Consider the following 20,527-nt stretch of genomic DNA (forward strand, 5'->3'; position numbering starts at 1 on the left):
TTTTAGGAAAAAGACTACCAGCCATAAGTATTGATGCCATCCCTTTCAGCCCATTCCTGCGTAAAATTCAGAATAATTCGATACTCACCTTCGGACTGCTTCGCATTAAAAACGTACGCTTGCGCGTGAATATTAGAATTAATCGTCACTATCACGATGCGGTGAAGTTTATCCATACATTCATCTTATCGACGAAATGTCGCTTCTCAGAATATGCCTAAAACCCAAGGCAACGGGGTGATATAGCGCGATTTGACTCATTTGTACCTTGCCTGTTGATTCACTATCATCAGACAAAACGCATTTTCAGACATTCAGGTGATGAAAGCATGATGGAGTGGATCCTCGATCCGTCGCTCTGGGCAGGATTAGTCACGCTAATCGTTCTTGAGCTGGTGCTGGGTATTGATAACCTGGTTTTTATTGCCATCCTGGTCGAAAAGTTACCGCCTGCAGCGCGTGACCGTGCGCGCGTGATCGGTTTACTGTTGGCGTTGCTGTTGCGACTGGTGTTGCTGGCATCGCTTTCCTGGCTGGTGACTCTCACGCAACCGCTGTTTACCCTGTTCCAGCACAATTTCAGCGCCCGCGATCTGCTGCTGCTCTCCGGCGGGCTGTTTCTTCTTTATAAAGCCACTACGGAACTCAATAGTCGTCTGGAGGGGAGCGACGAAGAGAGCGGTCAAAGTAAGAACGGTGCTAAATTCTGGCCAGTGGTCGCGCAAATTGTGGTGCTGGATGCCATCTTCTCGCTTGATGCGGTGATTACCGCTGTCGGCATGGTGAACGAGCTGCCGGTGATGATGGCGGCGGTCACTATTGCCATTTTGCTCATGCTGCTGGCGAGTAAACCGCTCACGCGATTTGTGAATGGTCATCCCACCATCGTAATTCTCTGCCTGAGTTTCCTGCTGATGATTGGCTTCAGTCTGGTCGCGGAAGGCCTCGGCTTTATTATTCCAAAGGGCTATCTCTACGCGGCGATTGGTTTCTCAATAGTGATCGAGATGTTTAATCAGCTGGCATTGTTTAATCGCCGCCGCTTCCTCACCGCCGGACGCCCGCTGCGCCAGCGCACCTCAGAAGCCGTGCTGCGCATATTGCGTGGTGAAGCCCAGCGTGCCGAACTGGACGCCGATACCGCCTCATTGCTCAGCGACAGCGATGAAGGCGCGTTATTCAATCGCCAGGAGCGGCGCATGATTGCCCGCGTACTCGGCTTAGGGCAGCGGCACATCAGCAGCATCATGACATCACGCCACGATATTGAGCACATCGACCTGAGTGAAGATCCGGCCGCAATCATGACGAAGCTGGATAACAATCAGCACACCCGCATCCTGATTACCGAACGCGGGCAAGATCCGCTCGGCGTAGTGCATGTGATTGATTTGCTCCATCAGTCGCTGCACAGCCATTCTCTTGATTTACGTGCTTTGGTGAAGCAACCGCTAATCTTTCCCGAACGCCTGACGTTATTGCAGGCACTGGAGCAGTTCCGTCACGCCCGCACCCATTTTGCGTTTGTGGTCGATGAGTTTGGATCGGTGGAAGGCGTGGTCACCCTGAGCGACCTGATGGAAACCATTGCCGGGAATTTGCCGAATGAAGGCGAGGAGATTGATGCGCGCTATGATATCCAGCCGTTGCCGCATGGCGGTTGGGTGGCGAACGGACATATTCCTTTAGAGGATTTGGCAGCCTATGTGCACTTGCCACTGGATGAGAAACGGAATTACCACACGCTGGCCGGATTATTAATGGACAGCCTGCAACATGTGCCTGAAGAGGGAGAAGAGTTACAGGTGGGGGATTATTTATTGCGCACGCTGCAGGTGGAAAATCATCGGGTACAGAAAGTGGAAATTGTGCCCGCGCCTGAGTTGGCACCGTAACCGACGCCGTTATGCCCAATCAAATCAGGCATAACGGCATTATCCGTAGATTAAGGTTGTTGCACCGCAGGCTTTTGGCGATCCAGCCACTCGTTAAGCCGCGATTTCGCTTCACTCTGCAACTGCTGGCGCACCACATCGTCAACCGGTAGTGAATATTGCAGGTTGTTCCAGCCACCGTACATCCGCAGTGGAATCGCCTGGCCGTTGAGCAGACTCGCTAACTTAGCGTCACCTTTCCAGCCGCGCAGCATCATATTGAAGGTGACGTCGAGTTGCTGGTTCACCACATCAACCGTGCCTTTGGTCTGTACTGCCAGGCGGCTACTACCACCCTGCAGATCGGGCATGACAACCTTGCCCTGATTGAGGCTAATACGACCGCTCAGCTGCTGAATACCCTGATCGTCAGGCTCATCATTGGTTACGCTATTACTCACGCGCGCCACGGCACGGCGCACCATCTGTTGCAGATTAAGCTGAGCGAGTTGCAGGTTGGTGGCCTCTAGCTCGGCGTTACCCTGCCAGTTACGCTTCGCTTCATCCACGCTTAGGCCCGTGCCGCTGAGATCGCCTTTCAGAGAGACCGTGCCCTGCAAACTCTCCGGCAGTTCCAGCGCTTTCATTAATGGTGCAATGGCGATGTTTTCAATTTCCGGCTGCAAGGCGACTTTCGTCGCCGGCTGGCGGATATCAATGCTGCCCGGAATCGAGAAGTGCCCATCGCCGATTTTCCCCTGCAGTTTGTTCAGGGTCATCAACCCTTCCTGATTGCTGGCATCGATCTGCAGATTGTTCATCGTCAATCCGCGCCACACGCTGGAATCCGCATTCAGGCTCAGCGTTAAATCCATCAGATTCAACGGCGAGTCAGCGTTGGTACGCGTGCGTGGTTCAGCGATCACGGGCGTGCGCATCACGCTGGCATGCTGCGGGGTGCTATTGTCGCTGGCGGGCGCGCTGGCCAGCAGATTATCAAGATTCAACGTCGTAGCGTGTAAAGCCAGATTGAGCTGCTGCGGCAACATTAAACGCCCTTCGGCACTGCCATCCAGCGTACTGTCGTTGGCCGTCAGCTGCATCTTTTGCAATGCGAATTGCTGTTTATCGGCATTCCACTCGCCCTGCCCGCTAAGCGCCCCTTTAATGCCCTGCGGCGGGAGGTTAGCGCCATCCAGCGTGTAATCCATCTCCTCTATCTGCCCCACCAGCCGATGCGGATACTGCGCCACATTCATCTGCCCTTTAAGGTTGACGCTCACATTACGCTGATTGCGTGAAATGCGCGTGGCGAGTTCGATGCTGGCGGTTTTGCTGGCATCCTGATCGAGGCTGAGATTGAGATTACGGAAGTTGTATTCGTCGCCGCCGGGTTGCTGCCAGATCAGCAGACTATCGGCGAGGCGCAGTTTAGCAATATCGAATGACCAACCATTGGTACGCGTCACCACCGGTTCCGCGTCCGTGGGTGCCACCGGTGAACCGCTCGGTTTCTGGGCGGCGCTGTCAGGCGTGACGCGAATCACGGCATTTTTCAGCATCACCTGGCTGACACTCAGCTGATGCGAGAGTAGCGGCCAGAGGTTGACATCCAGACGCATATTTTCTGCGGTGACCATCGGCTGACTGGCGCCAGGTGCGGTCAGGCTCATGCGCCCGGCGAGAATACTGAGTTGTGGCCAGACGTGCCAGCGCAGGCCACCGCTGACGTCAAGTTGATAACCACTGCGCTGTTCTACCTGCTGTACCATATAGGTACGAAAGTCGTTGGGATTGACCAGCAACACCAGTGCCGTCATGCCCGCCACGACCACCACTAACAGGATGGCCAGCGTCGTTATCACTCTTCTCATAATCCCTCATCACCGTCATTCTTCATGCTGCAGCGGCGTTGGCTGCGTTCATTTACCCCAGTCACACATTGATGCCAGCTACCGGGGATTCACCCTCTTACCGCTTTGCCGCACGTTGAATCATTAGGCGAACATCAGTCTTTGTCGATACGGCTGGCATCGGCACCCTGCTGACCACGATATTTTGCATCTTCGCGGCGGTTATAGGGGCGAGCTGCCGGGCCAGACAATGGCTCGAAGCTCAATGCGCCAATCAGCATGCCCGGGCGCAGCGCCAGCGGCAGCTTACCGGAGTTGTAGAATTCCAGCACGATGCGGCCCTGCCAGCCTGGATCGATACGGTGTGCCGTCACGTGCACCATCAAGCCCAGACGCGCCAGCGAGGAGCGGCCATCCAGCCAACCCACCAGATCATCCGGAATCGTGACCGATTCCAGCGTCACTGCCAGCGCTAATTCACCCGGATGCAGGAAGAAAGCTTCCCCTTCCGGCAGCACAATCTCATCGCTCATTACGCGATCCAGTGCGGCGCTGACTTCGTGTTTTGGGCCACTCAAATCAATAAACGGTGCAGTGTGACCACTGAAAGTGCGGAACTGGTTGCCGAGGCGCACATCCACGGTGGCGCCATTAATGCGCTCAACCGGTGGGCGCGGGTCAATCGCCAGTTTACCGTTGTCGAGCCAGGCTTCAATGTCGCGATCGCATAATCTCATCGCAGAGTCTCCATGCTTTAAGTGTAGCGAAAGGTCGCCACTGTTGTGACAACCTTCACGCGTCACGTCCATCCGGACGCAGTATTTTCAAAGATATTGGTTAATCTTGGCTTTGAGAATATCGATGGCGATGCGGTTCTTCCCGCCACGCGGCACGATAATGTCAGCGTATTGTTTGGATGGCTCAATAAACTGCAGGAACATCGGACGCACGGTCTTCTGATACTGGCTCATCACCGAATCCATGGAACGACCGCGTTCATTCACATCGCGCTTCATGCGACGCATCAGACAGATATCCAGCGGAGTATCCACGAAGATGGAGAAGTTCATCTCCTGACGCAGACGCGCATCGGTCAGCAGCAGAATGCCCTCAAGGATGATCACTTTTTTCGGCTTAAGATGAATACAGTCACTGGTGCGCGTGTGTTCAACGTAGCTGTAAACCGGTAACTCAATATCCTGACCCGCCTTTAACGCGCGCAGATGCTGCAACAGCAGATCGTGGTCCATGGCGCTGGGATGGTCATAGTTGGTTTTTACCCTCTCTTCCATGGTGAGGTGGCTCTGATCTTTGTAGTAGGCATCTTCGGGGATCACACCGATATGCTCGTCACCGACCTGGTCACGGATTTCACGATAGAGCGTGCTGGCGATAAGACTTTTTCCGGATGCGGATGCACCTGCGATGCCAACGATCACGCACTGATGAGACTTGTCAGTCATACTTTTTTAAGACCTGATAACTGGAGCCAATTGAAGCCGAAACCGCAATGGGCCGATTGAGAGGGTTAGTTGGCGGCAATTATAGGTATTTCACCGGTTTGATGCCAGAGAAATGGGCCCGCCGCTTTTCAGAATATCCCCTTTTGCAGCCAGATGCTTAATCGATACACTGTTCTCCTGCCTGAGTGGTGTACCACCCAGGTTGACTCAATAAAGCCCAAGGAAAAATATGAGTTGGAAAACCCTGACCTATTTTGGTGACAGCATGTTGCTGATCCCGACCGCCGTGATTATCGCGCTGGTGTTGCCGTGGAAAAGCGACAACCGCCAGACTGTCTGGTATTGGCTGCTCGCTTTTGGCCTGGCGGGCCTGCTGGTTAGCCTGTCTAAAATCCTGTTTCTCGGGTTTGGCATTGGCAGCGCCAGATTTAACTTCACCGGATTCAGCGGCCACAGCGCCATGTCAGCGACGCTTTGGCCGGTGATGATGTGGCTGGTTTCGGGCCGCTTCCCGACCTTTTGGCGCACACTAACCATTGGTATTGGCTATCTGATTCCGATGATGGTCGGCCTGTCACGCCTGGTGATCCACGCGCATTCCTTCAGTGAAGTGCTTACCGGCCTGATGCTAGGCTTCACGCTGAGCAGCGCTTTCCTGGTCACACAGCGTCGCACCGCATTGAAAGGTTTTAGCCTGGCACAAGTGTGTGTCGCCCTGCTGGTACCGCTGGTGTTGATGGGCCATGGCCGCGTTGCCACCACGCAGCAATTTCTTGAACGTTTTTCCGCCCATCTCGCCGGATTAGAAAAACCCTACACGCGCGCCGATCTGTTTCGCGATTAATCTTTTTTGTCAGGGCCAAAACTTTCATTGAATCAGGGCTAAACCAGATTCTGCGCAGACATCTTATACAGATGTGCTAGCATGAAAACAGAGAATGATTGGCGCATTTTTCGACATGTAACGAATGCGCGCTGCTGGATTCGTGCATGACACTGGAAATATTAACCTCACAGGATCGACCGCAAAGAAAATGGCTCAACGTACTGTTTCTGGGTGCTTTGGCCTTTTTACTGACGCTATTTTGTCTCGAACTGATTGTGGTCAGCGGACGTATTTCCCCACTTTGGTACTCTACCGCCCTGATGACGGTAGTGGTGTTCCGCGCCCCCTCAAAACATGTGCCGTTGTTGCTGCTAAGCTGTGTCATTGGCACCTCGCTGGCCAACTTAATCGTCATTGGTCCGGCGCTAAGTAACCTTAAATTTGCCATCCTGAATATGGTGCAGGCCATTCTCGGGGGTTTGATGCTGCGCGCACTGCTGGATCGCAGAAATCCCCTGAATTCGCTACTCGATTGGGTGCGATTCGCCTTATGCGCCGGTTTGATTGCCCCCCTGATTGGCGGTGTGGTGGCAGTATGGATGCTGCATGTGGGCCATCGCGCGTCTCTGCCCTTCTTTTCGACCTGGGTGATCTCCGAGGTGATCGGCGTACTGGCATTTGGCCCCGTGCTGTTACTGTGGCCCAATAAGCCACTGCGCCAATTAATCAGCCCCGGCCATCAGCTGGAAACCCTGTTGACCCTGATCGTCACCCTGCTCGCCAGTTACTTATCGCTGCGATTTCTGCCGTGGCCGTTCACTTTTATCGTGGTGATCCTGTTTTGGTGCGCCGTGCGGCTACCGAAATTCGAAGCCTTTGTGCTGTTCTTCCTGAATGCGAGTTTCATCTCGATTCTGCTGGCGTTTAACTTTGTTAATCTGGCGCAAAACGGCTTGTTGCTCGGCCAGGTCAGTACCTGGCTGCCGTTCTTGTTAGTGCTCCTTCCCAGCCATGTCATGGCGCTGGTGATGGATGCGTTCCAGCGCGAAAAGCATCATATCAGCGAGAGTGAAACCCGCTTCCGTAATGCAATGGAGTACTCGGCGATTGGCATGGCGCTGGTGTCGCCCAACGGTGGCTGGCAGCAGGTCAATCAGTCGCTGTGCCACACGCTGGGCTTTCCGGCTGACGAACTGAAAAAACTCACTTTCCAGCAAATTACCCATCCCGACGATCTCAACAGCGACCTGCAACAGCTGGAACGTCTGGTGGCGGGTGACATCATGACTTACACCATGGAGAAGCGCTATTTCCGCAAAGATGGCGAAATCGTCTGGGCGCGCCTGACGGTTTCCATGGTGCGCGATGCTGAATACCAGCCGCTCTATTTTATTGCGCAGATAGTCGATATTTCTGAACTCAAACAGAGTGAACAGGTGAATCGCCGCCTGATGGAACGCATCACGCTGGCTAACGAGGCGGGCGGTATCGGCGTGTGGGAGTGGAACCTGTTGAGCGGCGAAATGCTATGGGATAAACGCATGTATGAACTGTTCGCGCTCGGACCCCATCAGGTGCCCACCTATGACCTGTGGCTGCATCTGTTGGATCCCGCCGAGCGTGAAAACGCCGCGCTGACCGTGCAGCAGGCGATCGAACGGCGCAGCGCTTTCCACCTGGAATATCGCGTCAATCTGCCCGGCGGCCCGCGCTATGTGCGCACCGAGGCAAACCGAATTCTCAGTCAGGATGGTCAAATCGAGCGCATGCTCGGCATCTGTCAGGACATTACCCCTCTGCGCGCGCTCAACGAAGCGCTGTTCCAGGAAAAAGAGCGGATGGCGATCACCCTCGATTCGATTGGCGAAGCGGTGATCAGTACCGACGATGAGATGCGCGTGACCTTTATGAACCCGGTGGCCGAAACGCTGAGCGGCTGGCCGCAGGAAAAAGCGGCGGGAGTGGCGTTAAGCGAACTGTTAAATATCACGCGCGGTGCTAACGGTCCGCGCGTAGAGAATTTGCTGCTGTGTAACTTACCGGGAGAAAAAACCTCACCCGATCTGGAAGAAGAGCTGGTATTGCACACGCCCGAGGGTGTGCAGGTGGAAATTCACTACAGCATTACCCCATTGAAAACCCTCACCGGTGCCAGCATCGGTGCGGTGATGGTTATCCAGGATGTCAGTGAATCACGCAAAATGATGAAACGCCTCAGCTACAGTGCTTCGCACGATATGCTGACGCGGCTACCGAATCGCCATAGCTTTGAACAGCAACTGAAAAGCGTGGTGAACGATGCTGCGGCCAACAACACTCAGCATGTGCTGGTGTTTATCGATCTGGATAAATTCAAAGCGGTGAATGACAACGCAGGTCATGCGGCAGGTGACGCCCTGCTGCGTGAACTGGCGGAGTTGATGAAAAAACACCTGCGCAGCAGCGATCTGCTGGCGCGTTTGGGCGGCGATGAATTTGGCGTGCTGCTGCCGAACAGTCACGTTGACCAGGTGCGCGATGTGGTTCAGCGCATTGTCACTTCGGTCAACGAATACACCTTCCTGTGGCACGATCATCCTTATCATGTGGGCGCCAGCGCCGGGATGACACAGATTGATCAGCACAACTGCATCCGCAATGTGGTGATGTCACAGGCGGATGTCGCCTGCTACAGCGCGAAACATGCGGGCCGTGGTCAATATCACGTTTATCAGGAAGTACAAATGTGATCATTGCCAGCCCGCGCTGGCTGCGCTAAAGTCGCCCCCTTTTTTCTGGCATGGGGGATAAAATGTTCATTGGATTCGATTACGGCACGGCCAACTGTTCTATCGCGGTCAGCGATAACGGTACACCGCGCCTGCTGACACTGGAGAAGGGTCAGCGCCTGCTTCCCTCCATGATTTGTGCACCCACGCGTGAAGCGATCAGCGAATGGCTGCACCGCCATCATCAGGTGCCGACACCGGACACCGAGGGTACCGCGCTGCTCCAGCGTGCCCTGCGCTATAACCGCGAAGAAGATATCGAAGTGACCGCGGCAAGCGTGCAGTTCGGCCTGACCGCGCTGCAACAATATATGGTGGATCCGGAAGAAGTGTGGTTCGTGAAATCACCGAAATCTTTCCTTGGCGCCAACGGCCTTAAACCACAGCAAATCGCCTTCTTCGAAGATCTGGTGTGCGCCATGATGCTGCACATTCGCCAGCAGGGCGAAACCCAACTAGACCGTCCGATTGAGCAAGCCGTGATCGGCCGCCCGATCAACTTCCAGGGCCTGGGCGGCGAAGAGGCAAACCAGCAAGCGCAGGGTATTCTGCTGCGTGCGGCAAAGCGTGCGGGTTTCCGCGACGTGGAATTCCAGTTTGAACCGGTTGCCGCCGGGCTGGACTTTGAAGCCACGCTGGAGAAAGAGACGCGTGTGTTGGTGGTGGATATCGGCGGCGGTACCACCGACTGCTCGATGCTGTTGATGGGCCCAGAGTGGCGCAATAAAACCGACCGTCGTGAAAGTTTGCTGGGCCACAGTGGTTGCCGCGTGGGCGGTAACGATCTCGACATTATCCTCGCGTTCAAAACACTGATGCCTCTGCTGGGTCTCGGTGGTAACACGCAAAAAGGCACCGCCCTGCCCGCACTGCCGTGGTGGAATGCGGTGGCGATTAACGATGTTCCGGCGCAAAGCGACTTCTACTCTGCCGCGAGCGGTAAACTGCTGCGCGATTTGATTCGCGATGCCGAGCAGGGCGATAAAGTGGCGCACCTGCTGAAAGTGTGGCAACAGAAGCTAAGCTATCGTCTGGTGCGTGCCGCTGAAGAGAGCAAAATCGCGCTGTCCGAGTTGCCGGAGACCGAAGCGTCACTGGCGTTTATCGCCCAGTCATTGCAGGCTGAAATCAGTGCCGCCCAGCTGGAAGAAGCCATCAACCAGCCACTGGAACGTATCCTCGAGCAAGTGCATCTGGCACTCGCCACCTGTGAAACCAAGCCGGAAGTGATTTACCTGACCGGCGGCAGCGCACGGTCGCCGGTGCTGCGTGCGGCATTACAGCAAGCATTGCCAGACACGCCGATTGCCGGTGGCGATGACTTTGGCTCGGTCACCGCCGGTCTGGCGCGCTGGGCAGAAGTGATGTTCCGTTAATCGCTACCGCGACCTGCTCCATCGCTTACCGCTGAAGTGACTGACTCGCCGGCAGAGGCGAATGGCGTTGTGGCGCTATAGGTAAGCGACAAAAAAATGGCGGCCCATCTGGCCGCCATTTTCATGTGCATCCGCGAATCAGAAGTTAATATTCGCCGCGATGCCACCGACAAACGCATCTTTCACTTCGCTCACTGCACCCGGCGCCACCACATACTGCAGGTTCGGACGCAGCTGCAGCCATTTGGTCAGCTGAGCATTGTAATAGATCTCATAGTTATACTCCGAGCCATCCTGAATCGGCAGATAGGTCGGGCTGTTGAAGTCAGTTTCGCCGTTAGCGTTGTTCTGCTCACGCAGCGAACGGGTATAGGCGCTGTTAACGTGAATACGCGCCGCACCGACACCGATTTCATCCTGTGGACGCGCATCAAACGGCCCTTTCCAGGTGAAACTGATGGACTGGTAATTGTCGGTTTTCGACGTTTTGTGGTCGTTCATCACCGCCTGCACCGTCACACCCAAACCACGGCTGGCGTCCCCGCCTTGCGCTGTCAACTGCTGTTGCAACAGCACATAACCGCCGTAGGCGTGATCCTGGCTCTGATAAGCCCCATCGCGCCAGCTGCCGTAGTTATCGCTGTTGGCAGACGAGTAGTAATACCCGATACGGTAGTTACCCGGCAGTTTGTCGGCACCGAAAGTCGGTTTCCAGCCCAGTTCCACCGGCACCATGTTGCCTTCAGAGTTGCTGGTATCCAGACGAAAGCCATCGCCGCGATCGTAGTTGGCGCTGTTCTGGTTATAGAAGCCGACCTGGAAGAACACTTCCGGTGTGATGTTGAATTTCACACGACCGCCCCATTGGGAGACAGGCCAGTTGAACCAACGATCGCCACGCCAGTTACCCGCCTGACCACTACCAAAAGCAAGGTTCTGGAACTTACTGTCAAAGTTATCGAAGTCTTCACCCACGGTGACGCGGCCGGCTTTCAGGTTTACCGCGTCATCAAACAGGCCTTTACTCAACCAGAACTGCGTCAGGCGCCAGGTTTGTCCACGGCCGTATACTTCCTGCGTTGAAGAGAGCATGCCGGTACGACGGTCGGCGACCTGATCGGAGATGTTCTGGCCATTACGGTCCGTGATGGTCATCTGGAATTGTGCATCCTGCCAGTTCAGCAGTTTTTCCAGGTCAAAGTTGGCGCCAAACGCCCACTGATCGCTGTAGCGCATGGATGTGTTGGTATCCGCGCCGCCGCCCAGGTTAGAGGCGCTCTCCATGGTGTAGTTGACGTCGAATTTAATGCCGTCTTTTTCCAGCTGCGTTCGGGAACCACCCCAATCGCCAAACATGTAAGGTGAGTCATAGCTGAATGCATCAGCCGCCATTGCTGATGTACTCAACATCGCAAACATCAGGGTGCCCGCTGCCAGACGGGGCATATGCTGCACTGCTTTTTTTCTGTTCATGATCATTATTCTTTTGTGATGTTACGGGAAAGGATCGAACAGAGGATAGTGCTAGCGTTATGTCAATTTTTGCAAATATGTGCGCACTGATTGGAAGGGTGATAGTTAATTAACGCAACTGTGACAAGGGTCTATGAATGAATATCTTTTTACAGAAATGGCATTTTTTGCATGGCAAAAAAACAAAATAAAGCGGGACGCCGTCGCGTCCCGTGTGGATTACAGCTTACTGGCGCTCGCCAGTTCCTCGATCTCTTGCTTACTCAACTCTAATTCGGTGGCTTTCACCAGCTCATTAATCTGTTCCAGCGAGGTCGCACTCACAATCGGTGCGGTGATGCTCGGACGGGCAATCTGCCACGCCAGAGCCACCTGCGTCGCTGACGCATCATGCGAAGCCGCGACATCCTCCAGCGCTTCAATAATGCGCTTGCCGCGCTCATTCAGGTACTTCTCAACGATGCCCTGCCCGCGTTTACTTTTGCTGGCGTCTTCCGGCTTTTTGTATTTGCCGCTCAGGAAGCCACTGGCCAGTGAGTAGTAGTTAATCACACCGAGGCCATTTTTAACCGCCACCTGCTCCAGCCCGCTTTCATACTCCTGCCGGTCATACAGATTGTATTCTGGCTGCAGCGTTTCATAGCGCGCCAGCCCCTCTTTCTTGCTGATATCCAGCGCTTCCTGCAGGCGTTTTGCGTTGTAGTTGGAGGCGCCAATCGCGCGCACTTTGCCCTCTTTAATCAACGAATCAAAAGCTTTAAGGGTTTCAACCAGCGGCGTATCCTGGTCGTCGCGGTGCGCCTGATAAAGGTCGATCACATCGGTTTGCAAACGACGCAGCGAATCTTCCACTGCCTGACGGATGTAAGCCGGTTTTAGCCCGGTTTTCTCCGGAGACAGTTCCATCCCCACCTTCGTCGCCAGCACGATACTGTCGCGCTTGCCGCTTTTTTTCAGCCATTTACCCATGATGGTTTCAGACTCGCCCCCTTCATTACCGGGTGCCCAGCGCGAATAAACGTCCGCAGTATCGATAAAGAACAGCCCTTTTTCCACCAGCGCGTCGAGCAGTGAGAACGAGGTTTTCTCGTCGACTGTCCAGCCGAAAACGTTGCCGCCAAAAGTGAGAAGCGGAACCTGAATACCACTGTCGCCAAGCTGACGGGTTTTCTGTTGACTCATTTTGTTCTCCTTATTGAAACGAGACATGACTGCCTTTGAGCTTAGCAAATGAAATCGCTGCGCTTATGCGTTTTCCTGCCAAAATGTTTACGTAATATGAATACTTAGCGCCTCAGGGGCGATATTCTTAATTCCTTCAATTTTTGCCCGGTACGAGCGACTACAATCATTTCGTTTGCGAAACGGCCATTTTGCTTTCGCATTTGGGGAATACGAAACCGCTGGAGAGCACGCAAGCAGATGAACAGTCGACTGAAAACAAGCCTGATAACTATCGTCGCGGTCGCCGCACTGGCCGGTGGATATTACTGGTGGCAGCATCCTGCGGAACCGAGTAAACAGCCGCAAGCCGAGGGCCAACAGCATCATGGTCGTGGCGCTGGCGTGGCCAATCGCCGTCCTCTGGCACCGGTGCAGGCGGCTGCCGCAACCACACAAAGCGTGCCCTACTATCTCAGCGGACTCGGCACCGTGACCGCCGCGAATACCGTCACGGTACGCAGCCGCGTTGACGGCCAGCTGATGGCTTTACATTTCCAGGAAGGCCAGCAGGTGGCCGCGGGTGCACTGCTTGCCGAAATCGATCCCCGCCCGTATCAGGTCGCGTTAATTCAGGCCCAGGGACAGCTGGCAAAAGATCAGGCCACGCTCGCCAATGCGCGTCGCGATCTTAGTCGCTATGAAAAACTGGCGAAAACCTCACTGGTGTCGCAGCAGGAACTGGACACGCAACGCTCGCTGGTGAGTGAAACGCTGGGCACGATTAAAGCCGATGAAGGTAACGTCGCCAGCGCGCAGCTTAATCTCACCTACAGCCGCATTACCGCGCCGATCGCCGGTCGCGTCGGGCTGAAGCAGGTTGATGTCGGTAATTACATCACTTCTGGCGATACCACTGGCTTAGTGGTGATCACCGAAACCCATCCGATTGACGTGGTGTTCAGCGTCGCCGAAAACAACATTAGCCAGATTCTCAAGGCACAGAAAAGTGGACAGCCGTTGATTGTCGAATCCTGGGATCGCAGTAACAAAACCCTGCTCACCAGCGGCACGCTGCTCAGCCTCGATAACCAGATTGATGCCACCACCGGCACCATCAAACTCAAAGCGCGCTTCGATAATCAGGATGATGCGCTGTTCCCCAATCAGTTCGTCAACGCGCGCCTGAAAGTGGACACGCTGCAGGATGCGGTGGTTATCCCAACGGCTGCGCTGCAAATGAGCAACGACGGCCACTTTGTCTGGGTGGTCAATAGCGAAAACAAAGTGAGCAAGAAGCGCGTGACGGCGGGCTTGCAGGACAGTCAGAAAGTGGTGATCAGTGCCGGGCTTGACGCCGGTGAGCGCGTGGTCACTGACGGGTTGGATCGTCTGACCGAAGGTGCCACCGTTGAAGTGGTATCACCGCAAAGTACCGCCACAAACAGCACGCGCGCCGCCCAGCCTGCGCGCGGAGAGCGTCAATAATGCAGGTGATGCCCCCAGACAGCAGTGGCGGCCCGTCACGCCTGTTTATTCTGCGCCCGGTGGCGACCACACTGCTGATGATTGCCATTCTGCTGGCAGGCGTGCTCGGTTACCGCTTTCTGCCGGTATCGGCGCTGCCCGAAGTGGATTACCCGACGATTCAGGTGGTCACGCTCTATCCCGGCGCCAGCCCGGATGTAGTGACGTCCTCGATTACCGCCCCGCTTGAGCGCCAGTTCGGCCAGATGTCAGGGCTGAAGCAGATGGCATCACAGAGTTCCGGCGGTGCCTCCGTGGTGACCTTGCAGTTCCAGCTTTCCCTCTCTTTGGATGTTGCCGAGCAGGAAGTACAGGCGGCGATCAACTCTGCCACCAATCTGCTGCCCAGCGATCTGCCTAACCCGCCGGTTTACAGTAAGGTCAATCCTGCCGATCCCCCAATCATGACGCTCGCCGTCACCACCACCAGCATGCCGCTGACGCAAGTGCAGGACATGGTCGAAACGCGCGTGGCGCAGAAAATTTCGCAGGTCACCGGCGTGGGCCTGGTGACGCTATCCGGCGGACAGCGCCCGGCGGTACGCGTGAAAATGAATACCCAGGCGCTGGCCGCATTAGGCTTGACCAGCGAAACCGTGCGCACCGCGATCACCAACGCCAACGTTAACTCCGCCAAAGGTAGCCTGGATGGCCCAACGCGCTCAATTACGCTGGCGGCCAATGACCAAATGACCTCGGCCGAAGATTACCGCAAGCTGATCATCAGCTATAACAACGGCGCGCCGGTACGCTTAGGCGATGTCGCCAGCATTGAACAAGGTGCGGAGAACAGCTGGCTCGGGGCCTGGGCTAACCGCCAGCAGGCAATTGTGCTCAACGTACAGCGCCAGCCGGGTGCCAATATCATCGCCACCGCTGACAGTATTCGTACGTTGCTGCCCTCCCTTACCGCCACACTGCCCAAATCGGTGGACGTGAAACTGCTCACCGACCGCACCACCAATATCCGTGCATCGGTGGCGGATACCCAGCACGAATTAATGCTGGCGATTGGCCTGGTGGTGATGATCATCTATCTGTTTCTGCGTAACGTGCCTGCCACCATCATCCCGGCCGTGGCGGTCCCGCTGTCGCTGGTCGGGACGTTTGCGGCGATGTATTTCCTCGGTTTCTCGATCAATAACCTGACGCTAATGGCACTTACCATTGCCACCGGCTTTGTGGTCGACGATGCCATCGTGGTGATCGAGAACATCTCGCGCTATATCGAAAAAGGCGAAAAGCCGATGACGGCGGCGCTGAAAGGCGCGGGCGAAATCGGCTTCACCATTATCTCCCTCACCTTTTCGCTGATTGCAGTGCTGATCCCGCTGCTGTTTATGGGCGATGTGATTGGTCGCCTGTTCCGTGAGTTTGCGGTGACGCTGGCAGTGGCGATACTGATCTCCGCCGTAGTGTCGTTGACGCTGACGCCGATGATGTGTGCACGCATGCTCAGCGCCGAATCGTTGCGCAAACAGAATCGCTTCTCGCGAGCCAGTGAAGCGATGTTTGATCGGGTGATTGCTGGTTATGGCCGCTGGCTAACCCGCGTGTTGCAGCATCCGTGGATCACCTTATCGGTGGCGCTCGGCACCCTGCTGCTGACAGTGTTGATGTGGATCGCCATCCCGAAAGGCTTTTTCCCGCAGCAGGACAACGGCATTATTCAGGGCACCTTACAGGCGCCGCAGTCGGTGTCGTACAGCAGCATGGCGGATCGCACGCGCGATGTGGCGTCGATCATCATGAAAGATCCGGCGGTGCAGAGCATGACGTCGTTTGTCGGCGTCGATGGTACCAATGCGGCACTGAACAGCGCGCGCTTGCAGATCAATCTCAAACCGCTCAGCGAGCGTGATGACCGCATTCCCGCAGTGCAGAAACGCCTGCAGCAAGAGATTGATAAAGTGCCCGGCGTCTCACTGTGGCTGCAGCCCGTGCAGGATTTGACCATTGAAACCCAGGCGAGCCGCACGCCGTACCAGTTCACGCTGCAATCGGGCTCGCTGGAATCACTCAGCACCTGGGTACCGAAGCTGCTGACACAACTCAATAGCTTGCCGCAGCTGCGTGACGTCAGCAGCGACTGGCAGGATCAAGGGCTGGAAGCCTTTATCCGTGTCGATCGCGATAGCGCCAGCCGCCTCGGTATCACCATGGCGGATGTCGATAACGCGCTGTACAACGCCTTCGGTCAACGATTGATCTCCACCATTTATACCCAGGCCAATCAGTATCGCGTGGTGCTGGAGCAGAACAATGAGCAAACGCCGGGGCTGGCCAGTCTCGACGGTATTCGACTGACCAGCACCGACGGCGGCAGCGTTCCGCTCAGTGCCATCGCGCAGATCGAAGAGCGTCATGCGGCGTTGAGCATTAATCACCTCGATCAATTCCCGTCAGCCACCTTCTCGTTTGATGTCGCCGAAGGCTATTCGCTGGGCGAAGCGGTGAAAGCCATCAGTGCAGCCGAAGATCAGGTCGGCATGCCGGCCGAAATGATGACGCAGTTCCAGGGCAGCACGCTGGCGTTTGAAGCGGCGCTCACCAGTACCGTGTGGCTGATTATCGCGGCGGTGGTGGCGATGTATATCGTGCTCGGCGTGCTGTATGAGAGCTTTATCCATCCGATCACCATTCTCTCCACGCTGCCAACAGCGGGTGTGGGCGCGCTGCTGGCGCTGATGCTGAGCGGCAATGAGCTGGATATTATCGCCATCATTGGCATTATCTTGCTGATTGGTATCGTGAAGAAAAACGCCATCATGATGATCGACTTTGCGCTGGCCGCCGAGCGTGAGCAAGGTATGGCACCGCGTGACGCGATCTATCAGGCCTGTTTACTGCGTTTCCGTCCGATTCTGATGACCACCATGGCGGCACTGCTCGGTGCCTTGCCATTGATGTTGAGCACCGGTGTTGGCGCTGAACTGCGCCATCCTTTAGGCATTGCCATGGTCGGCGGCTTGATCCTCAGCCAAATCCTGACGTTGTTTACCACGCCAGTGATCTATCTGCTGTTTGACCGACTGGCCCACGCCACGCGCCGTCGCTTTAAGCGTTCTGAGGCGCAGCCGTGAAGTTCTTCGCACTGTTTATCCATCGGCCAGTGGCGACCACGCTGCTGACGCTGGCGATTGCGCTGGCCGGTATTCTCGGTTTCCGCCTGCTGCCGGTGGCCCCGCTGCCGCAGCTGGATTTCCCGGTGATCGTGATTACCGCTTCGCTGCCCGGCGCGTCACCTGAAACTATGGCGGCTTCGGTCGCCACGCCGCTGGAACGTTCGCTGGGGCGCATTGCCGGTGTCAGTGAAATGACCTCCACCAGTTCACTCGGCAGCACGCGCGTGATTCTGGTGTTTGATTTTGACCGCGACATCAACGGCGCAGCGCGTGACGTGCAGGCCGCGATCAACGCCGCACAAAGCCTGCTGCCGACCGGCATGCCGAGCCGTCCGACCTATCGCAAAGCGAACCCGTCAGATGCACCGATCATGATCCTGACGCTGACCTCGGACATTTATAATCCCGGTCAGCTGTATGATTACGCTTCAACGCAACTGGCGCAGAAGTTGTCTCAGATTCAGGGCGTCGGTGATGTGACCGTGGGCGGCAGTTCGCTGCCTGCGGTGCGCGTCGATCTCAACCCGCAGGCATTGTTTAATCAGGGCGTGTCGCTGGATGCGGTGCGTACCGCCATCAGCAACGCCAACCAGCGCCGTCCGCAAGGGGCGATTGATGATGTGCAGCAACGCTGGCAGGTACGCACCAACGATGAACTGCAAACCGCCAGCGAATATCAGCCGCTGGTGGTGCATTACAGCAATGGCGCAGCCGTCCGCCTGAGCGATGTCGCCAACGTGCAGGATTCGGTGCAGGACGTGCGCAACGCCGGGATGACCAATGGCAAACCGGCGGTGCTGCTGGTGGTGCGCAAATCGCCGGATGCCAACATCATTGAAACCGTGGACCGAATTCGCAGCGAGATGCCGCTACTGCATGAAGTGATCCCCGCCGCCATCGATTTACAGATCGCTCAGGACCGTTCCCCCACCATTCGCGCCTCGCTGCAGGAAGTGGAGCAGTCATTGATGATTGCGGTTGTGCTGGTGATTCTGGTGGTGTTTGTTTTCCTGCGGGATGGACGCGCCACCTTAATCCCTGCCGCCGCCGTGCCGGTTTCGCTGATTGGCACTTTCGCCGCCATGTATCTGTGCGGTTTTAGCCTCAACAACCTGTCGCTGATGGCACTCACCATCGCCACCGGATTTGTCGTCGATGATGCGATTGTGGTGCTGGAAAATATCGCGCGTCACGTTGAAGCAGGGATGAAACCGCTACAGGCGGCGCTAACCGGCGTGCGCGAAGTGGGCTTTACCGTGCTGTCGATGAGTCTATCGCTGATTGCCGTGTTCCTGCCGCTGCTGATGCTGGGCGGAATTATTGGGCGCTTCTTCTCGGAATTCGCCATCACGCTGTCAGTGGCGATCCTCATCTCGCTGTTTATCTCCATCACACTGACGCCGATGATGTGCGCCTACCTGTTGAAACCGCAGGAAAAGCGCAGCCAGCCGCGCACGCGGGGTTTTGCCAAAGTGATGCTGAGTGTGCAAAACGGCTACGCGCGCTCGTTGGGATGGGTGCTGAACCACGCCATCTGGGTACTGATGCTGCTGCTCGCCACCGTTGGGTTGACCGTGTATCTGTTTATCTCGATCCCCAAAACCTTTATGCCGGAGCAGGACACCGGACGACTGAACGGTTTTATCTCGGCAGATCAAAGCATTTCGTTCCAGGCGATGCGCGGCAAGCTGCAGGACTTTATGAACATCATCAAGGCCGATCCAGCAGTGGATAACGTCACTGGCTTTACCGGCGGTTCGCGCACCAACAGCGGTTCGATGTTCGTCTCGCTCAAGCCGCTGTCGGAGCGCAGTGAAAACGTCCAGGAAGTGATTGCGCGCCTGCGCACCAAGCTGGCGAAAGAGCCTGGCGCCAACCTGTATCTCAACGCGGTGCAGGATATTCGCATCGGTGGACGTGAATCCAATGCCAGCTATCAGTACAGCTTGCTGTCGGATAATCTCGCCGACCTGCGTGAGTGGGAGCCGAAAATTCGTCAGGCGTTTGCCGCGTTGCCGGAGCTGGTAGACGTGAACTCCGATCAGCAAGACAAAGGCAGCGAGATGGATCTGACCTACGATCGTGAAAGTATGGCGCGGCTGGGCATTGAGGTGTCGACCGCCAACGCGCTGTTGAACAATGCTTTCGGTCAACGGCAGATCTCTACCATTTATCAGCCGCTGAACCAGTACAAGGTGGTGATGGAGGTCGATCCGCGCTACACCCAGGATATCAGTGCGCTGGATCAGATGTTCGTGATCAACAGTGATGGCAAAGCGATCCCGCTCAGCTGGTTCGCCAAATGGCAGCCCGCCAATGCGCCACTGTCGGTGAACCATGAAGGTTTGTCTGCCGCCTCAACCATTTCGTTCAACCTGCCGGAAGGCGTGTCGTTATCTCAGGCTTCTGAGGCGGTTGAACGCACCATGACGGCGCTCGGTGTGCCCTCCAGCGTGCGCGGCAGTTTTGCCGGCACCGCGCAGGTGTTCGAGCAGTCGCAATCCAATCAGCTGTATCTGATGCTGGCAGCGATTGCCGCGGTGTATATCGTGCTGGGGATTTTGTACGAGAGCTATGTGCATCCGCTGACCATCCTCTCGACTTTGCCCTCGGCGGGCGTCGGGGCGCTGCTGGCGCTGGAACTGTTTAATACGCCGTTCAGTTTAATTGCGTTGATTGGCATTTTGCTGCTGATCGGCATCGTGAAGAAGAATGCCATCATGATGGTGGATTTCGCGCTGGAGGCACAGCGCAACGGCAATCTCAGCGCGCGTGACGCGATCTTCATGGCGTGTCAGCTGCGCTTCCGCCCGATTCTGATGACCACGCTGGCCGCGCTGTTTGGTGCACTGCCGCTGGTGCTCACCAGCGGCGATGGTGCTGAACTGCGCCAGCCGCTGGGCATCACTATTGCAGGCGGATTGGTGATGAGCCAGCTACTCACGCTCTACACCACGCCGGTGGTGTTTCTGATGATGGATAAGCTGAGTCGACGTAAAAAAACGGCATTGATTACCGAATGACCATGCTATACACCTTTGCTACATAGTATAAAGCGAGTAAACTTTATCCAGTCACTAT

General features: G+C 55.9%; 12 protein-coding genes. 7 read left to right on the forward strand and 5 right to left on the reverse strand.

The window, feature by feature from the left end:
• Positions 1 to 329: 329 nt before the first annotated feature.
• Entirely contained in the window at positions 330 to 1,895 is a 1,566-nt protein-coding gene (locus tag IAE30_RS14470) for a TerC family protein (RefSeq protein ID WP_200680244.1), read from the forward strand.
• A 50-nt stretch (positions 1,896 to 1,945) separates the two neighbouring features.
• On the opposite strand, the gene asmA is transcribed toward IAE30_RS14470, so the two are convergent.
• The 3 genes from asmA to udk form a co-directional block, all read right to left on the reverse strand.
• Positions 1,946 to 3,748 carry an outer membrane assembly protein AsmA gene (gene asmA / locus IAE30_RS14475; RefSeq protein WP_200680245.1) on the reverse strand — a complete coding sequence of 601 codons (1,803 nt, stop codon included), beginning with the start codon at positions 3,746 to 3,748 and terminating at the stop codon, positions 1,946 to 1,948.
• A gap of 134 nt (positions 3,749 to 3,882) precedes the next feature.
• A complete protein-coding gene (gene dcd / locus IAE30_RS14480) occupies positions 3,883 to 4,464 on the reverse strand; it encodes a dCTP deaminase (protein WP_034824828.1) in 582 nt (193 codons plus the stop codon).
• 87 nt (positions 4,465 to 4,551) lie between these two features.
• On the reverse strand, positions 4,552 to 5,190 hold the full coding sequence (gene udk, locus IAE30_RS14485) for a uridine kinase (RefSeq protein ID WP_034824830.1): 639 nt from the start codon (positions 5,188 to 5,190) through the stop codon (positions 4,552 to 4,554).
• Positions 5,191 to 5,419: 229 nt separating this feature from the next.
• Between udk and IAE30_RS14490 the strand changes: the two genes are divergently transcribed.
• The 3 genes from IAE30_RS14490 (at position 5,420) to yegD (ending at position 10,160) form a co-directional block, all read left to right on the forward strand.
• Positions 5,420 to 6,034 carry a phosphatase PAP2 family protein gene (locus IAE30_RS14490; protein ID WP_038645933.1) on the forward strand — a complete coding sequence of 205 codons (615 nt, stop codon included), beginning with the start codon at positions 5,420 to 5,422 and terminating at the stop codon, positions 6,032 to 6,034.
• A gap of 146 nt (positions 6,035 to 6,180) precedes the next feature.
• Positions 6,181 to 8,745: a diguanylate cyclase gene (locus IAE30_RS14495; RefSeq protein WP_200680246.1), complete on the forward strand. Its 2,565-nt coding sequence runs from the start codon at positions 6,181 to 6,183 to the stop codon at positions 8,743 to 8,745.
• Between the two features lie 62 nt (positions 8,746 to 8,807).
• Positions 8,808 to 10,160 (forward strand): molecular chaperone, encoded by a 1,353-nt coding sequence (gene yegD / locus IAE30_RS14500; RefSeq protein ID WP_038645930.1) that lies wholly within the window; start codon positions 8,808 to 8,810, stop codon positions 10,158 to 10,160.
• Between the two features lie 138 nt (positions 10,161 to 10,298).
• On the opposite strand, the gene IAE30_RS14505 is transcribed toward yegD, so the two are convergent.
• Positions 10,299 to 11,639: a carbohydrate porin gene (locus tag IAE30_RS14505; protein ID WP_045815253.1), complete on the reverse strand. Its 1,341-nt coding sequence runs from the start codon at positions 11,637 to 11,639 to the stop codon at positions 10,299 to 10,301.
• Positions 11,640 to 11,852: 213 nt separating this feature from the next.
• A complete protein-coding gene (locus IAE30_RS14510) occupies positions 11,853 to 12,815 on the reverse strand; it encodes an aldo/keto reductase (protein ID WP_038645927.1) in 963 nt (320 codons plus the stop codon).
• Between the two features lie 240 nt (positions 12,816 to 13,055).
• Between IAE30_RS14510 and IAE30_RS14515 the strand changes: the two genes are divergently transcribed.
• From IAE30_RS14515 to mdtC, 3 genes are read left to right on the forward strand one after another with little or no spacing between them, the layout of a single operon-like run.
• Positions 13,056 to 14,282, forward strand: coding sequence for an MdtA/MuxA family multidrug efflux RND transporter periplasmic adaptor subunit (locus IAE30_RS14515; RefSeq protein ID WP_200680247.1), 1,227 nt, complete (start codon positions 13,056 to 13,058; stop codon positions 14,280 to 14,282).
• Positions 14,282 to 17,404, forward strand: coding sequence for an MdtB/MuxB family multidrug efflux RND transporter permease subunit (locus tag IAE30_RS14520; RefSeq protein ID WP_200680248.1), 3,123 nt, complete (start codon positions 14,282 to 14,284; stop codon positions 17,402 to 17,404). Before IAE30_RS14515 ends, IAE30_RS14520 begins: the two co-directional genes overlap by 1 nt.
• Positions 17,401 to 20,469, forward strand: a complete 3,069-nt coding sequence (gene mdtC, locus IAE30_RS14525) for a multidrug efflux RND transporter permease subunit MdtC (protein ID WP_200680249.1) — start codon at positions 17,401 to 17,403, stop codon at positions 20,467 to 20,469. Before IAE30_RS14520 ends, mdtC begins: the two co-directional genes overlap by 4 nt.
• Positions 20,470 to 20,527: the final 58 nt, after the last annotated feature.

It is taken from the genome of Pantoea sp. S61 (assembly GCF_016625145.1).
In the GTDB taxonomy this organism is placed as follows: domain Bacteria; phylum Pseudomonadota; class Gammaproteobacteria; order Enterobacterales; family Enterobacteriaceae; genus Pantoea; species Pantoea rwandensis_B.